This window comes from Streptomyces sp. NPDC006385 (assembly GCF_040612485.1).
Taxonomy (GTDB): Bacteria; Actinomycetota; Actinomycetes; order Streptomycetales; family Streptomycetaceae; genus Streptomyces.
This window is the reverse complement of record NZ_JBEXQG010000008.1, coordinates 143,643-158,468: the sequence shown is the minus strand read 5'-3', so window position 1 is coordinate 158,468 and position 14,826 is coordinate 143,643. Positions and strand designations below refer to the sequence as shown.

Annotated in this window: 11 protein-coding genes; 5 read left to right on the top strand and 6 right to left on the bottom strand. The window is 71.6% G+C overall.

The genetic code is table 11. The features are described 5' to 3' along the window. The first annotated feature begins 13 nt into the window (after positions 1 to 13). The 4 genes from ABZ078_RS08940 (at position 14) to ABZ078_RS08925 (ending at position 5,713) form a co-directional block, all read left to right on the top strand. Positions 14 to 319, top strand: coding sequence for a YtxH domain-containing protein (locus ABZ078_RS08940; RefSeq protein WP_356573116.1), 306 nt, complete (start codon positions 14 to 16; stop codon positions 317 to 319). A 124-nt stretch (positions 320 to 443) separates the two neighbouring features. After that, complete coding sequence (locus ABZ078_RS08935) at positions 444 to 1,901, top strand: FGGY family carbohydrate kinase (protein ID WP_356573114.1); 1,458 nt, start codon at positions 444 to 446, stop codon at positions 1,899 to 1,901. A 150-nt stretch (positions 1,902 to 2,051) separates the two neighbouring features. After that, a complete protein-coding gene (locus ABZ078_RS08930) occupies positions 2,052 to 3,785 on the top strand; it encodes an ABC transporter ATP-binding protein (RefSeq protein WP_356573112.1) in 1,734 nt (577 codons plus the stop codon). Next, positions 3,785 to 5,713 (top strand): ABC transporter ATP-binding protein, encoded by a 1,929-nt coding sequence (locus ABZ078_RS08925; RefSeq protein ID WP_356573110.1) that lies wholly within the window; start codon positions 3,785 to 3,787, stop codon positions 5,711 to 5,713. The genes ABZ078_RS08930 and ABZ078_RS08925 overlap by 1 nt, the downstream gene beginning before the upstream one ends. Positions 5,714 to 5,759: 46 nt before the next feature. Here the strand turns inward: ABZ078_RS08925 and ABZ078_RS08920 are convergent, their stop codons facing one another. From ABZ078_RS08920 to ABZ078_RS08900, 5 genes are all read right to left on the bottom strand, one after another. Then, positions 5,760 to 7,067 carry an RNA polymerase sigma factor gene (locus tag ABZ078_RS08920; protein WP_356573108.1) on the bottom strand — a complete coding sequence of 436 codons (1,308 nt, stop codon included), beginning with the start codon at positions 7,065 to 7,067 and terminating at the stop codon, positions 5,760 to 5,762. A gap of 221 nt (positions 7,068 to 7,288) precedes the next feature. After that, on the bottom strand, positions 7,289 to 9,193 hold the full coding sequence (dnaG, locus tag ABZ078_RS08915) for a DNA primase (RefSeq protein WP_356573106.1): 1,905 nt from the start codon (positions 9,191 to 9,193) through the stop codon (positions 7,289 to 7,291). A 38-nt stretch (positions 9,194 to 9,231) separates the two neighbouring features. Continuing rightward, positions 9,232 to 10,506 carry an FAD-dependent oxidoreductase gene (locus ABZ078_RS08910; RefSeq protein WP_356573104.1) on the bottom strand — a complete coding sequence of 425 codons (1,275 nt, stop codon included), beginning with the start codon at positions 10,504 to 10,506 and terminating at the stop codon, positions 9,232 to 9,234. Between the two features lie 146 nt (positions 10,507 to 10,652). Further along, positions 10,653 to 11,906, bottom strand: coding sequence for a deoxyguanosinetriphosphate triphosphohydrolase (locus tag ABZ078_RS08905; protein ID WP_356573102.1), 1,254 nt, complete (start codon positions 11,904 to 11,906; stop codon positions 10,653 to 10,655). Between the two features lie 148 nt (positions 11,907 to 12,054). After that, positions 12,055 to 12,927 (bottom strand): sirohydrochlorin chelatase, encoded by an 873-nt coding sequence (locus ABZ078_RS08900; protein WP_356573100.1) that lies wholly within the window; start codon positions 12,925 to 12,927, stop codon positions 12,055 to 12,057. Between the two features lie 222 nt (positions 12,928 to 13,149). Here ABZ078_RS08900 and ABZ078_RS08895 point away from each other — a divergent pair, with 222 nt between their 5' ends. Beyond that, entirely contained in the window at positions 13,150 to 13,836 is a 687-nt protein-coding gene (locus ABZ078_RS08895; RefSeq protein ID WP_356573098.1) for an ElyC/SanA/YdcF family protein, read from the top strand. Positions 13,837 to 14,058: 222 nt separating this feature from the next. Here the strand turns inward: ABZ078_RS08895 and ABZ078_RS08890 are convergent, their stop codons facing one another. Continuing rightward, positions 14,059 to 14,826 (bottom strand): enoyl-CoA hydratase-related protein, encoded by a 768-nt coding sequence (locus ABZ078_RS08890; protein ID WP_356573096.1) that lies wholly within the window; start codon positions 14,824 to 14,826, stop codon positions 14,059 to 14,061.

Genomic DNA, 14,826 nt, shown 5'->3' with positions numbered 1-14,826 from the left:
AAGGGTGGCCGCCATGCGCTACCGGCTCACGTTCGTCATCGGACTCGCCGTCGGTTACGTGCTCGGCACACGGGCCGGACGCGAGCGCTACGAGCAGCTGAAGAAGTCCGCGCGCCAGGTCGCGCAGAACCCCGCCGTCCGCAACACCGCCGAGACGGCGGCACAGCAGGGCCGTGTCTTCGCGGGCAAGGCCTACCACGCGGTCAGCGACAAGGTGGGTGACCGCGTCCCCGAGTCGGTCGCCCACCGAGTCCGCAACCTCCGCGAACGCAGCGCCCACAACGGTGGAGAGGACGACTGGGGCACGAGCAACACGTGACGCTGGCGACTGCAGTGCCCCAAAGGGCGCGACCAGCCACAACGCACCGCGCTCGAAGAACCGCACGCACCTCTCGCGGCGCCCATGGCCCGAGCAAGCGCAGCACTACGGCACAATTTGGGCCATGGGGATAGTCGCCGGGTTGGACAGTTCACCCGATTTCACGCGCATCGTCGTATGCGACACGGACACAGGGGCCGTGCTGAGGCAGGGGTACGCGCCGCACCCGGTGGAGTCGCCGGAGGGCAGCGGCCCCCGTCCCTCCGACGTCGATCCGCAGGCCTGGCTGCTGTCCCTCGGCGAGGCGGCAGGCGGTGGGCTGCTGGAGGGCGTCCAGGCCATCGGCGTGTCCGCGCAGCAGAACGCGGTGGTCCCGCTCGACGCGCAGGGCAACACCGTGCGGCCCGCGATGGTCGGCGGTGACAAGCGCGCGCAGGTCGCGGCCGCCGACCTGATCGACGCGCTGGGCGGGCGCGAGGCGTGGGCGCAGGCGGTGGGGTGTGTGCCCCAGGCCGCGCAGCCGGTGACCAAGCTGCGCTGGCTCGCCAAGACCGAGCCGGAGAACGCGGTCCGCGCCGCCGTCCTGATGCAGGCGCACGACTGGCTGGTGTGGCAGCTGCTCGGGCGGCCCGTGAGAAGGACCACAGACCGGGGTGGGGCCTCAGGGACGGGGTACTGGTCCGCGGCCACCGGTGCCTACCGTTCCGATCTCGTCGAGCTGGCGCTCGGCCACCAGGCGATGCTGCCCGAGGTGATCGGGCCGGCGGACGCGGCCGGTACGACCCCCGAAGGGCTCCTCATCTCCGCGGGGACCGGCGAGACCATGGCCGCCGCCTTCGGGCTCGGCATCGGGCTGGGGGACGCCGTGGTGTCGCTCGGCGCCTCCGGGTCCGTGATGGCCGTCCACCCCGAGGCCCTCGTCGACAGCAGCGGGATGATCACCTCCCTGGCCGACGCGACCGGTATGCACCTCCCGGTCGTCACCACCCTCAACGCCGTACGCACCCTGCGCGGCACCGCCGAACTCCTCGGCGCCCCCGACCTGCAGGCCCTGTCCGACCTGGCGATGAAGTCGACGCCCGGCGCCCACGGCCTCGTCCTCCTGCCCTACCTGGAAGGTGAGCGGACCCCGAACCTGCCGCACACCGCGGGCACGCTGGCGGGGCTCAGGCGGGAGTCGATGAAGCCGGAGCATCTGGCGCGGGCCGCGTTCGAGGGCATGCTGTGCGGGCTCGCGGACGCGCTGGACGTGCTGCGCGGCCGGGGCGTCGAGGTGCGGCGGGTCTTCCTGCTCGGGGCGGCCGCCGAGCTGCCCGCCGTGCAGGCGGCGGCGCCGGGGCTGTTCGGGGCGCAGGTCGTCGTACCGCAGCCCGCCGACTACGCGGCGATCGGTGCCGCCCGGCAGGCCGCGTGGGCGCTCGGGGTGTCCCAGGGCACCGTCGACCCGCGCCTGCCGCCGGTCTGGCAGGGCGCGGCCGCGCAGATCCTGGAGCCCGGCGAGGAGCTGGCGGTGGGGCAGGCGGTGCGGCAGCAGTTCGTGTCGGTGCGGGAGCAGACGCATCCGGGGGCGTTCCGGCCGTAGCGGAAGGTAAGACACCGGTAGGAACCGAACCCGGAAGGGCGTACGAAGCACCGCTGACGGCTTAATCGGTTGAGGTAACCCCGCCGGAGTGTTCGACGATAGGGGCCAAGGGCAACCAATCGCCCCGTCGTCGACTCCGAGAGAAGCAGCGTGCTCATACGACTTCTGGGGACCTACCTCAGGCCCTACCGAAAACCCATCGCCTGGCTGGTGCTGCTGCAGTTCCTGCAGACCTGCGCCACCCTCTACCTGCCCACGCTGAACGCGGACATCATCGACAAGGGCGTCGTCAACGGCGACACCGGCTACATCCTGTCCTACGGCGCCCTGATGCTCGGCATCTCGCTGGCGCAGGTCGTGTGCAACATCGGTGCCGTGTACTACGGCGCGCGGACCGCCGCGGCGCTCGGCCGGGACGTGCGGGCGGCCGTCTTCGACCGGGTGCAGTCGTTCTCGGCGCGTGAGGTCGGGCACTTCGGCGCGCCCTCGCTGATCACCCGTACGACCAATGACGTCCAGCAGGTGCAGATGCTGGCCCTGATGACGTTCACCCTGATGGTGTCGGCGCCCATCATGTGTGTGGGCGGCATCGTGCTGGCCCTCGGCCTGGACGTGCCGCTGTCCGCGGTGCTGGTCGCCGTGGTGCCCGTGCTCGGCATCAGCGTGACCTTGATCGTACGGCGGCTGCGGCCGCTGTTCCGGACCATGCAGGAGCGCCTCGACACGGTGAACCGGGTGCTGCGCGAGCAGATCACCGGCAACCGCGTGATCCGTGCCTTCGTGCGCGACGAGTACGAGCAGCAGCGGTTCAAGAAGGCGAACGTCGAGCTCACGGACATGGCGATGGGCACCGGCAATCTGCTCGCGCTGATGTTCCCGATCGTCATGACGGTGGTGAACCTGTCGTCCATCGCGGTGGTGTGGTTCGGGGCTCATCGCATCGACAGCGGCGGGATGCAGATCGGTGACCTGACCGCGTTCCTCGCCTATCTCATGCAGATCGTGATGTCCGTGATGATGGCCACCTTCATGTTCATGATGGTGCCGCGCGCGGAGGTGTGCGCCGAGCGCGTCCAGGAGGTCCTGGAGACGGAGTCGAGTGTCGTGCCACCGAAGGCGCCGGTGCGGGAGCTGCGCCGGCACGGCCATCTGGAGATCCGGGGCGCGGGCTTCCGCTATCCGGGTGCCGAGGAGCCGGTGCTGAAGGCGATCGACCTGGTCGCTCGGCCGGGTGAGACGACGGCCGTCATCGGGTCCACGGGCAGCGGGAAGTCGACCCTGCTGGGGCTGGTCCCCCGGTTGTTCGACGCGACCGACGGGCGGGTGCTCGTGGACGGGGAGGACGTGTCGGCCATCGATCCCCAGTTGCTGGCCCGGACCGTCGGGCTGGTGCCGCAGCGGCCGTACCTGTTCGCCGGGACGGTGGCGACCAACCTGCGCTACGGCAATCCGGACGCCACGGACGAGGAGCTGTGGCACGCGCTGGGGGTGGCGCAGGCCAAGGAGTTCGTGGAGCGGCTGGAGGGCGGGCTGGACGCGCCCGTCGCGCAGGGCGGCACGAACGTGTCCGGTGGTCAGCGGCAGCGGCTGGCGATCGCGCGGACCCTCGTGCAGCGCCCGGAGATCTACCTCTTCGACGACTCCTTCTCCGCCCTCGACTACGCCACCGACGCCGCCCTGCGGGCGGCGCTCGCGCGGGAGACCGCCGAGGCGACCGTCGTCATCGTCGCCCAGCGCGTGGCGACCATCCGGGACGCCGACCGGATCGTCGTGCTCGACGAGGGGCGGGTCGTCGGCACGGGCCGGCACCACGAGCTGATGGCGGACAACGAGACGTACCGGGAGATCGTGCTCTCCCAGCTGACGGAAGCGGAGGCCGCCTGATGGCCGGGCCGATGGGGCGGATGATGGCCGGCACCGGACCGGACCACCGCTCGCTGGACTTCAAGGTGTCGGGCAGACGGCTCGTCGCGCACTTCAAGCCGGAGCGGCTCACCCTCTACGCGCTGCTGCTCTGCGTGGTCGTGAGCGTGGGTCTGTCGGTCGCCGGGCCGAAGATCCTCGGTGAGGCCACCGACCTGGTGTTCTCCGGCATCGTCGGGCGGCAGTTCGAGCCCGGGACGACCAAGGCGCAGGTTCTCGCGGCCATGCGGGAGCGCGGCGACGGCGAGATCGCCGACATGCTGCGCAGCACCGACTTCACGCCGGGCCAGGGCATCGACTTCGGCGCGGTCGGGGGCGTCCTGCTGTTCGCGCTCGCCGTGTTCGCCGTCGCCGGTGTGCTGATGGCGGTGGCGACGCGGCTGGTGAACCGGGCCGTGAACCGCACCATGTACCGGATGCGCGAGGACGTCCAGGGGAAGCTGTCGCGGCTGCCGCTGTCGTACTTCGACAAGAGGCAGCGCGGGGAGGTGCTGTCCCGGGCGACGAACGACATCGACAACATCGGGCAGACGCTCCAGCAGTCGATGGGGCAGCTGATCAACTCGGTGCTGACCATCGTCGGCGTGCTGGCGATGATGTTCTGGATGTCGTGGCTGCTGGCGCTGGTCGCGCTGGTGACCGTGCCGCTGTCGTACGTCGTCGCCACGCGCGTGGGCAAGCGGTCGCAGCCGCACTTCGTGCAGCAGTGGCGCTCGACCGGCAAGCTCAACGCGCATGTCGAGGAGATGTACACCGGGCACACGCTGGTGAAGGTGTTCGGGCGGCAGAAGGAGTCGGCGAAGCAGTTCGCCGAGCAGAACGAGGCGCTGTACGAGGCCGGGTTCAAGGCGCAGTTCAACAGCGGGATCATGCAGCCGCTGATGCTGTTCGTGTCGAACATCAACTACGTGCTGGTCGCGGTGGTCGGCGGGCTGCGGGTCGCGTCGGGGTCCTTGTCCATCGGTGACGTGCAGGCCTTCGTCCAGTACTCGCGGCAGTTCTCGATGCCGCTGACGCAGGTCGCGTCGATGGCGAACCTCGTGCAGTCGGGTGTCGCGTCGGCCGAGCGGATCTTCGAACTCCTGGACGCGGAGGAGCAGGAGGCGGATCCGGTGCCGGGGGTGCGGCCGGAGGAACTGCGGGGGCGGGTGGCGCTGGAGGGCGTGTCCTTCCGGTACGACCCCGAGAAGCCGCTGATCGAGGACCTGTCGCTGACGGTGGAACCGGGGCACACGGTCGCGATCGTCGGGCCGACGGGGGCCGGCAAGACGACGCTGGTGAACCTGCTGATGCGGTTCTACGAGGTCTCGTCCGGGCGCATCACCCTCGACGGCGTCGACATCGCCCGCATGTCGCGGGACGAACTGCGCGCCGGGATCGGGATGGTGCTCCAGGACACCTGGCTGTTCGGCGGCACGATCGCGGACAACATCGCCTACGGCGCCTCGCGTGAGGTGACCCGGGGTGAGATCGAGGAGGCGGCGCGGGCGGCCCACGCCGACCGGTTCATCCGTACGCTGCCCGACGGGTACGACACGGTGATCGACGACGAGGGGGCGGGAGTCAGCGCGGGTGAGAAGCAGCTGATCACCATCGCCCGGGCGTTCCTGTCCGATCCGGTGATCCTGGTGCTGGACGAGGCGACCTCGTCGGTCGACACCCGTACGGAGGTGCTCATCCAGAAGGCCATGGCGAAACTGGCGCACGGGCGGACGTCGTTCGTCATCGCGCACCGGCTGTCGACGATCCGGGACGCGGACACGATCCTCGTCATGGAGAACGGGTCGATCGTGGAACAGGGCGCGCACGGCGAGCTGTTGGCGGCCGACGGGGCGTACGCGCGGCTGTACAGGGCGCAGTTCGCGCAGGCGGTGGCCGAGGTGGACTAGGCATACGGGGTGAGGGGGCCGCTCGTCAGGACTGAGCGGCCCCTTCTCAGTCCAGGTAGCCCCTGAGCTGGTCCGCGAAGGCGTGGTCCCTGAGTTTGTTCAGGGTTTTCGACTCGATCTGCCGGATGCGTTCCCGGGTCACGCCGAAGATGCGGCCTATCTCCTCCAGGGTGCGGGGGCGGCCGTCGACCAGGCCGTAGCGGAGCTGGACGACCTTGCGTTCGCGTTCGCCGAGGGTGGACAGGACCGCTTCCAGGTGCTCGCGGAGCAGCAGGAACGCCGCCGACTCGACCGGTGAGGCGGCGTCGCCGTCCTCGATGAGGTCGCCGAGCGCCACGTCGTCCTCCTCGCCCACCGGGGCGTGCAGGGACACCGGTTCCTGGGCCAGGCGCAGCACCTCGCGGACGCGCTCGGGAAGGAGGTCGAGGTGGGCGGCCACCTCTTCCGGCGTCGGTTCGTAGCCGCGTTCCTGGAGCATGCGGCGCTGGACGCGGACGACCCGGTTGATCAGCTCGACGACGTGGACCGGGACCCGGATGGTGCGGGCCTGGTCGGCGAGGGCGCGGGACATGGCCTGGCGGATCCACCAGGTGGCGTACGTCGAGAACTTGTAGCCGCGGGCGTAGTCGAACTTCTCGACGGCCCGGATCAGGCCGAGGTTTCCCTCCTGGACCAGGTCGAGCATGGTCAGGCCGCGGCCGACGTACCGCTTGGCGACGGAGACCACGAGCCGCAGGTTCGCCTCGATGAGGCGGCGCTTGGCCATGCGGCCCATGACGACGAGGCGGTCCAGGTCGAGGGCGAGCCGGCTCTCCAGGTCGGGGGTGCTGCTCAGTTTCTCCTCGGCGAACAGGCCGGCCTCGACACGGCGGGCGAGTTCGACCTCCTCGGCCGCGGTGAGGAGGGGGATGCGGCCGATCTCCCGCAGGTACTGGCGGAAGAGGTCGGAGGAGGGGCCGCTGGTGTCGGCGGTACGGCCGCGGGTCGGCAGCGGTGCTTCCACCGGCTCGGCGGCGTCGGGGGCGTCCAGGGCGTCGGCAGGCGGTTCCGCCGGCTCGGGCGGGGCCTCCGGCTCCGACTCGGGGTGGTGCGCGACACGGCTCTGCGGCGGCACCGCGACGAGAACGCCGGTCTCCGCGTCCCGATCCGTGCCGTCCGTACTGTCGGTCTGGATGAGGGTCTGGGTCTGCACGGGGGCGACCTCCAGGATGATCGCTGCCGAGGCGTACGGCAGCGCTGCTTCGAGGGCGGAGTCGGCGGCCTCGCCGCTGTCCGTCCCGTACGCGTTGAGCGGAACCGCGGGGGTGTGGGACCCGTGGGGAACGGATCGGCCGCGCTCCGAGGACTCAGGCACCGGAACCCAGTGTGGAGTACGACACATCGCCGCCACGAGGGGCGTGCGGTGACTTTTTGCGTCCGGTCCGTGACGGGGCGGTTACTCATGCAACTGCTGCAGGCTCGGCGCACGACGAGATCGAGCACACCAAGGAACTCGGTCGCCTCACGACAGCGGTCGATCCGATCGTGCGCCGCCTCGGCATCACGTCCGCCGAGCGGCCCCCGCCGGAGCAGCCCTCACAACGCCGCCGCGCCCTGCCCCCGCAACGCCTGGTCGTACTGCTGCAGCACCCACAGCTCGTTCTGTACGGCGGCCAGTTGGGCGGGGTCGCCGCCCGCGCCGAGGCGGGTGAGCTGGCTCTGGACGTCGCGGATGCGGCGTTCGACGGCGCGGCGCCGGACGGTGACGAGTTGTTCCCCGGCGTAGTTCTCGTCGACCGTCTTGCGCATGATCGCCTCGACCGCCAGCTCCGTGACCATCGCGCGGACCTGGTCGTCGGGGGCCGCCTCACGGACGCGGACCAGGTATTCCTGCGGGTCCTGGATGCCCTGCTCCGCGCCGCCCGCGTCCATGATCGCCTGGCGTACGGCGGCGTAGGGGGCGGCGGTGAACTCGTCGACGCCGTACGCGTCGAACGCGGGGGAGACCAACTCGGGCCGCTGGAGGGCGAGTTTGAGGAGCTCGCGTTCGGTCGCGTAGACCGGGTTGCGCAGGGTCAGCGCGGGGCCCGAGGTACGGGGCGCGGGGGCGGCGTCGTACGGCTGCTGCGGGCCCCGGGGCGTCGGCGCCTGTCCCCTGCCGCCCCGGTCCCGTGCCCAACGGGCGAGCTGGGCCACCCGCTTGACCACGAACTGCGTGTCGAGGATGCCGAGCATGCCCGCGAGTTCGACGGCCACCTCGTGCTGGGCGCCGCTGTTCTTGATGCGGGCGACGATCGGTGCCGCCTCGTCCAGCGCGGCCGCGCGGCCCGCCGGGGTGTCGAGGTCGTAGCGGACGACGATCTGGCGCAGCGCGAACTCGAAGAGGGGCGTGCGCGGTTCGACCAGGTCGGCCACCGCCTCGTCGCCCTTCGCCAGGCGCAGCTCACAGGGGTCCATGCCGTCGGGGGCGATGGCGATGTAGGTCTCGGCGGCGAACTTCTGGTCGTCCTCGAAGGCGCGCAGCGCCGCTTTCTGGCCCGCCGCGTCACCGTCGAAGGTGAAGATCACGCGGGCCGAGCCGTTGTCCATCAGCAGTCGGCGCAGGATCTTGATGTGGTCGCCGCCGAAGGCGGTGCCGCAGGTCGCGATGGCCGTGGTGACCCCGGCGAGGTGGCAGGCCATGACGTCGGTGTAGCCCTCGACCACGACGGCACGGCTCGACTTCGCGATGTCCTTCTTGGCGAGGTCGATGCCGTAGAGGACCTGGGACTTGCGGTAGATGGCCGTGTCGGGGGTGTTGAGGTACTTGGGACCGTTGTCGGACTCGTACAGCTTGCGCGCGCCGAAGCCGACCACGTCGCCGCCGATGTCCCGGATCGGCCACATCAGACGGCCCCGGAAGCGGTCGATGGGGCCGCGGCGGCCCTCCTGGGACAGCCCGGACAGGATCAGCTCCTTGTCGGTGAAGCCCTTGCCGCGCAGGTAGCGGGTGAGGTGGTCCCAGCCCTGGGGGCTGTAGCCGACACCGAAGTGGACGGCGGCGGCCTGGTCGAAGCCGCGCTCGGCGAGGAAGACCCGGCCGGTGTCCGCCTCGGGGCCGGTCGCCAACTGCTCGGCGTACCACTCGGCGGCGATCTTGTGGGCCTCGACCAGACGGATGCGCTCGCCGCGCTGGTGGGACGGGTTGTACCCGCCCTCCTCGTAGCGCAGGGTGATGCCGGCCTGGGCGGCGAGGCGCTCGACCGCCTCGGAGAAGGAGAGGTGGTCGACCTTCATCACGAACGTGATGGTGTCGCCGCCCTCCTGGCAGCCGAAGCAGTGGAAGAGTCCCTTGCTCGGGCTGACCTGGAAGGACGGCGACTTCTCGTCATGGAAGGGGCACAGCCCCTTGAGGTTCCCGCCGCCCGCGTTCCGCAGCTGGAGGTACTCGGACACCACGGCGTCGATCGGGACCGCGTCCCGTACCGCCTTCACGTCCTCGTCGTTGATCCGTCCTGCCACGCGTGAATTCTACGGGGGTGGACCGACAGCGGTGACGGTCAGGAAGTCCGGCTGCCCAGGGTGTCCAGCGGCACATGCGGGTCCGCGAGCGCCTCGGTGTCCACCCGCGCCCTGGAGCGGATCAGCCGCTGGATGGGCTCTGTGACGTCCCACACATTCACGTTCATCCCGGCGAGCACCCGATGCTCCTTCACCCAGAACGCGATGAATTCACGCTTGCCGGCGTCCCCTCGGATCACCACTTCGTCGTACGTCCCCGGCGGCGCCCAGCCGGAGTACTCCATCCCCAGGTCGTACTGGTCGGAGAAGAAGTAGGGCACGCGGTCGTAGGTGACGTCCTGCCCGAGCATCGCCCGCGCCGCCGCCGGGCCGCCGTTGAGCGCGTTGGCCCAGTGCTCCACGCGTACCCGGGTGTCGAACAGGGCGTGCGGGAAGGAGGCCACGTCGCCGGCCGCGTAGATGTCGGGGTCGGAGGTGCGCAGCCGCTCGTCGACCACGACGCCGCGGCCATGGGCGGGGTCGGCGATCTCCAGCCCCGCCGCTTCCGCCAGCGCCGTACGGGGAGCGGCGCCGATCGCCGCCAGGACGTCGTGCGCGGGGTGTTCCTCACCGTCGTCGGTGCGGGCGGCCAGCACCATGCCGTCCTGGCCGACGATCTCCGTCAGCCGCCTGCCGAAGTGGAAGCGCACCCCGTGCTCGCGGTGCAGCTCGGCGAAGAGTCCGCCGATCTCAGGGCCCAGGACACCGTGCAGGGGGGTCGGATCCGGCCCGACGACCGTGACCTCCGCGCCGTACTCGCGGGCCGCCGCCGCGACCTCCAGGCCGATCCAGCCGGTGCCGGCGATCACGAGGTGCCCGTTGTCGCGGCCGAGCGAGGCCAGGACGCCCTTGAGGCGCTCGGCGTGCGCGAGGCGGCGCAGGTGGTGGACGCCGGCCAGGTCGGTGCCCGGGATGTCCAGGCGGCGGGGTTCGGCGCCGGTGGCCAGCAGGAGCTTGTCGTAGTGGACGACCGTGCCGTCCTCGCCGAACCGCACCGTCTTCGCCGTGCGGTCGATCGCGTCGACGGTCTGGCCGAGGTGCAGCTCGATGTCGTTGCGCGCGTACCAGGCGGGCTCGTGCACGAAGACGCTGTCGCGCTCCTCCTTGCCGAGGAGGTAGCCCTTGGACAGCGGCGGCCGCTCGTAGGGGTGGTCGCGCTCGTCGCAGATCAGTATCACCCGCCCGGTGAAGCCCTCCGCGCGGAGCGTCTCGGCCGCCTTGGCGCCGGCGAGTCCTCCTCCGACGATGACGAATGTCTGATCCGCGTCGACCACTTGATGCCTCCTCGAGAGCGTGCCGCCACATGCGAGCGTCCCGCACGCAGCGTGATGGGGGAAGAGGGAGTGGCCCGATCAGGCCACGCAGTGTCACGTTCGGGCGCGTTTCACGTCGCCCGCGGCCCGACCGTCTGCCCGACCGTCTATGGGCGCCCGGTCAGACGCGCGTGCAGTGAGCGGGCCGACGCGTCCGTCAGGGAGGCGATCTGGTCGACGATCACCCGCTTGCGGGCGCGGTCGTCCTCGGCCAGCTCGAACAGGGCCCGGAACTGCGGGTCCAGCCCGTCGGGCGCGCGGGCGGTGAGCGCCTCGGCGAGTTCGGCGACCACGATCCGCTGGTCGGCGCGCAGCCGCTCCTGCTCGGCGCGCTGCATGACATACCGGTCGGCGACGGCCTTGAGGACCGCGCACTCCAGCCGGGTCTCGCGCGGTACGACGAGTTCGGCGCCGTAGCGGGTGAGCCGCCCGGAGCCGTACGCCGCGCGCGTGGCGCTCTCCGCGGCCAGGCAGAAACGGCCGATGAGCTGGCTGGTGGCGTCCTTGAGGCGGGCCTGGGCGACGGCCGAGCCGTCGTAGCCGTGCGGCCACCACTCCTGGTCCTGGAGGCGGTCGAGGGCGGCGGCGAGTTCGGCCGGGTCGGTGTCCTCGGGGACGTACCGTCCGACGGCCACCGCGAAGACCGCCTGGCGTTCGGGCTCGGCGTGCAGGCAGTTGGGGTCGATGTGGCCGGCGTGCAGTCCGTCCTCGACGTCGTGCACCGAGTACGCCACGTCGTCGGACCAGTCCATGACCTGGGCCTCGAAGGTGGTGCGGGTGCCGGGGGCGTCCTTGCGGACCCAGTCGAAGACGGGCCGGTCGTCCTCGTAGACGCCGAACTTCGGGGACGCCGGGTCGGTGGGGTGGGCGCCGCGGGGCCAGGGGTACTTGGTGGCGGCGTCGAGGGTGGCCCGGGTGAGGTTGAGGCCGACGGAGCCCTCCGGGGTGAACCGCTTGGGTTCGATGCGGGTGAGGAGCCGCAGGGACTGGGCGTTGCCCTCGAAGCCGCCGCAGTCCTCGGCGAATTCGTTGAGCGCGACTTCGCCGTTGTGACCGAAGGGGGGATGGCCCAGGTCGTGGGAGAGGCAGGCGGCTTCCACGAGGTCGGGATCGCAGCCGAGGGCCGCGCCGAGCTCTCGGCCGACCTGGGCGCACTCCAGGGAGTGGGTGAGGCGGGTGCGGGGGCTCGGATCCCAGGCGTTGCTGTGCGTACCCGGCGTCACGACCTGGGTCTTGCCGGCGAGGCGGCGCAGCGCCGCGGAGTGCAGTACGCGGGCGCGGTCGCGTTGGAAGGCCGTGCGGCCCGGGCGTTTGTCGGGTTCGGGGGCCCAGCGTTCGACTGCCGACTCGTCGTAGTACATGCACCGACAGTACGGGCAGACACTGACAAACGGAGGGGTGTGTTGCGCCTGGTCGTCTGCCAAATCCTGTGCGGCTGCGGGTGCGGGTGGTTCGTGGCCGGTCGCGCAGTTCCCCGCGCCCCTGAGGGACGTCCCCGTCCCCGGCGATTCAGGCCGATGCCAGTTCCGGTGCTGCCGTCACCGGCGTCGTCAGCGTCTGGTCGTAGCGGTGGAGGAGCAGTCTCGCCATCGCCTGGTGGGTGCCCAAGGGGGCCGAGGCCAGCCATGGGGCTGCCTCCGCGCACTCCGTCGCGAAGCGGCCCGGGGCCGTGAAGTACGAGGCCACCGCCACCCTCGTACGGCCCCTCGCCGCCAAGGCACGCAACGCGTCCGGGACCGTCGGGGCCGCCGTCGTCGCGTAGGCCGGGACGACCGGGACGCCCAGGCGGGCGGAGAGGAGCTGAGCCGTGCGGGAGGTGTCCACCTTCGACTCGGGGTCGCGGGAACCCGCCGCCGCCAGGACCACCGCGCTCCTGCGGCGGGTCGGCTCGTCCATGCGGGTGGGCCAGCCGGCCTCGACGAGGCGGGCGTGCAGGGCCTCCACCAGCAGGGGGTGCGGGCCGAGGGCGGGGGCCACGCGGGCGTGGACCTCGGCCTCGGCGGCCGTCTCGGGGATGTCCCGCTTGACGTGGTAGCCGCGGCTGAGGAGGAGGGGGACGAGGATCGCCTCGCCGGTGCCGAGGGCGGCGAGGGTGTCGGCGAGCAGCGGCTCGTTCAGCTCGATGTGGCCGAGGTGGACGGGCAGGCCGGGGCGCAGGGCGCGGACCTTGTCGAGGAGCGCGCGTACGGTGCTCAGCGCGCGCGGGTCGCGGCTGCCGTGGGCCACGACGACGAGCGCGGGCGGTTCGGGGCGCCGCCTGCCGTCGAGCGGGACGAGGCAGAGCTGGCTGGCGAGCTGGCTGCTGATCCGGTTCATGAGGTGCGCCGTACTGTCGAGGTGGGCCGTCGTGGACTCGTCGTGAGGAGCGTTCGACGCCGTCATGGATCGATGGTGGCGGCGGGACGTTGCCGCCCCGTTTCGCGGGAATGACGGGTTCTTACACCGGGTTCACGGCGGGGCCCCCGGACTGTGTGAGGGGGTGTGGCCTGCGGTTTCGGGGGTGGAGTGAACCTGGTCACGTCGGGTGCGGTGAACCGTGGAGGCCCACGGGACGTCCCTGACTGTCGAGAACAGGCGGTGAGCCGACCGGGGAGGGACCGTCCGATGCGCCGACCGAAGCCGCGCGGGCCGAGACTGCCGCGCACCCGCGCGGGGCAGCGCCGGCTGGTGCGGGCCGTGGTGCTGGGGTGCGTCCTGGCGCTGCTTCCGGCCACCTGGATGCGCCTCGTGACCGCGGACCGGCTGCGCACCACGGCCGACGTGCCGCGCACCGACGTCGCCGTGGTCTTCGGTGCGGGCCTGTGGGCCGGCGAGCCGTCCCCGTACCTCGCCCACCGGCTCGACGCGGCGGCGGAGCTGTACCGCGAGGGCCGGGTCGAGGTCGTCCTCGTCACCGGGGACAACAGCCGCGAGGACTACGACGAGCCCGACGCCATGCGCGCGTATCTGACCCGGCACGGCGTGCCGGGCTCGCGCATCGTCAGCGACTACGCCGGCTTCGACACCTGGGACTCCTGCGTCCGCGCCAAGAAGATCTTCGGCGTCGACGAGGCGGTGCTGATCAGCCAGGGCTTCCACATCCGGCGGGCGGTCGCGCTGTGCCAGGAGGCGGGGGTGACGTCGTACGGCGTCGGCGTCGACGCCAGGCACGACGCCACCTGGTACTACGGCGGCACCCGCGAGATCTTCGCGGCCGGCAAGGCGGCCCTGGACGCCCTCTTCGAACCGGACCCCCGGTTCCTCGGGCCGAAGGAGGCCGGCGTGGCGAACGCGCTGGCGGCGGAGCGGTAGAGGCGCCCGAGGAGAAGGGCGCATGCCGCATGCCGGGTTCGTCACGCGCACGCCGGCCGACGGTCCACGGGCGCGCGGCGGCGGATCGGGCCGCCCGCCACACGACCTTCGCCGCGGGCGGGGGAGCCGGCCTCCTTCCGCGACCGGCCGTGCATCCCGATCGGTCCGGGCGGGAGCAGGGCCCTTGTCTCGCTCCCGCCCTCGGCCTGCGGGGTCCCGGCCTCAGCGGCCGGTGAAACGCGGTCGGCGTTTGTCCAGGAACGCGCTCATGCCCTCCTTCTGGTCGTCCGTCGCGAACAGGGCGTGGAAGACGCGGCGTTCGAAGAGGAGGCCGTCGCGCAGGCCGGTTTCGAGGGCCTGGTCGACGCACTCGCGGGCCGCGGTGACCGCCGCGCGGCCGTACGAGGCGATCGTCGCCGCCGCCCGCAGGGCCTCCGGCAGGACCTGGTCGTCCGGGACCACTCGGGAGACGAGACCGCAGCTTCCCGCCTCCCGAGCGTCCATCGTGCGGCCGGTCAGGATCAGGTCCATCGCCTTGGCCCGGCCGACGAGGCGGGTCAGGCGCTGGGTGCCGCCGATGCCGGGGATCACGCCCAGCTTGATCTCCGGCTGGCCGAAGACCGCCGACTCCCCCGCGATGACGAGGTCGCACATCATCGCCAGCTCGCAACCGCCGCCCAGCGCGTAGCCGTTGACGGCCGCGATCTTCGCGGTGCGCAGGGCGGTGAAGCCCTCCCAGGCGGCGAAGTAGTCGTCGGCGGCCATCTCCGCGGCCGTCCGCCCCGCCATCTCCTTGATGTCGGCGCCGGCCGCGAACACCGTGTCCGAGCCGGTGACGACGAAGCAGCCCACCTCGGGATCGGCGTCCAACGGGCGCAGGACATCGAGGAGTTCGGCGAGGAGTGCGCCGCTGAGGGCGTTGCGCACGTGGGGGCGGTGCAGGCGTACGGTCACGACGGCGCCGTCGCGCTCGGTCTTGATGTTGTCCAT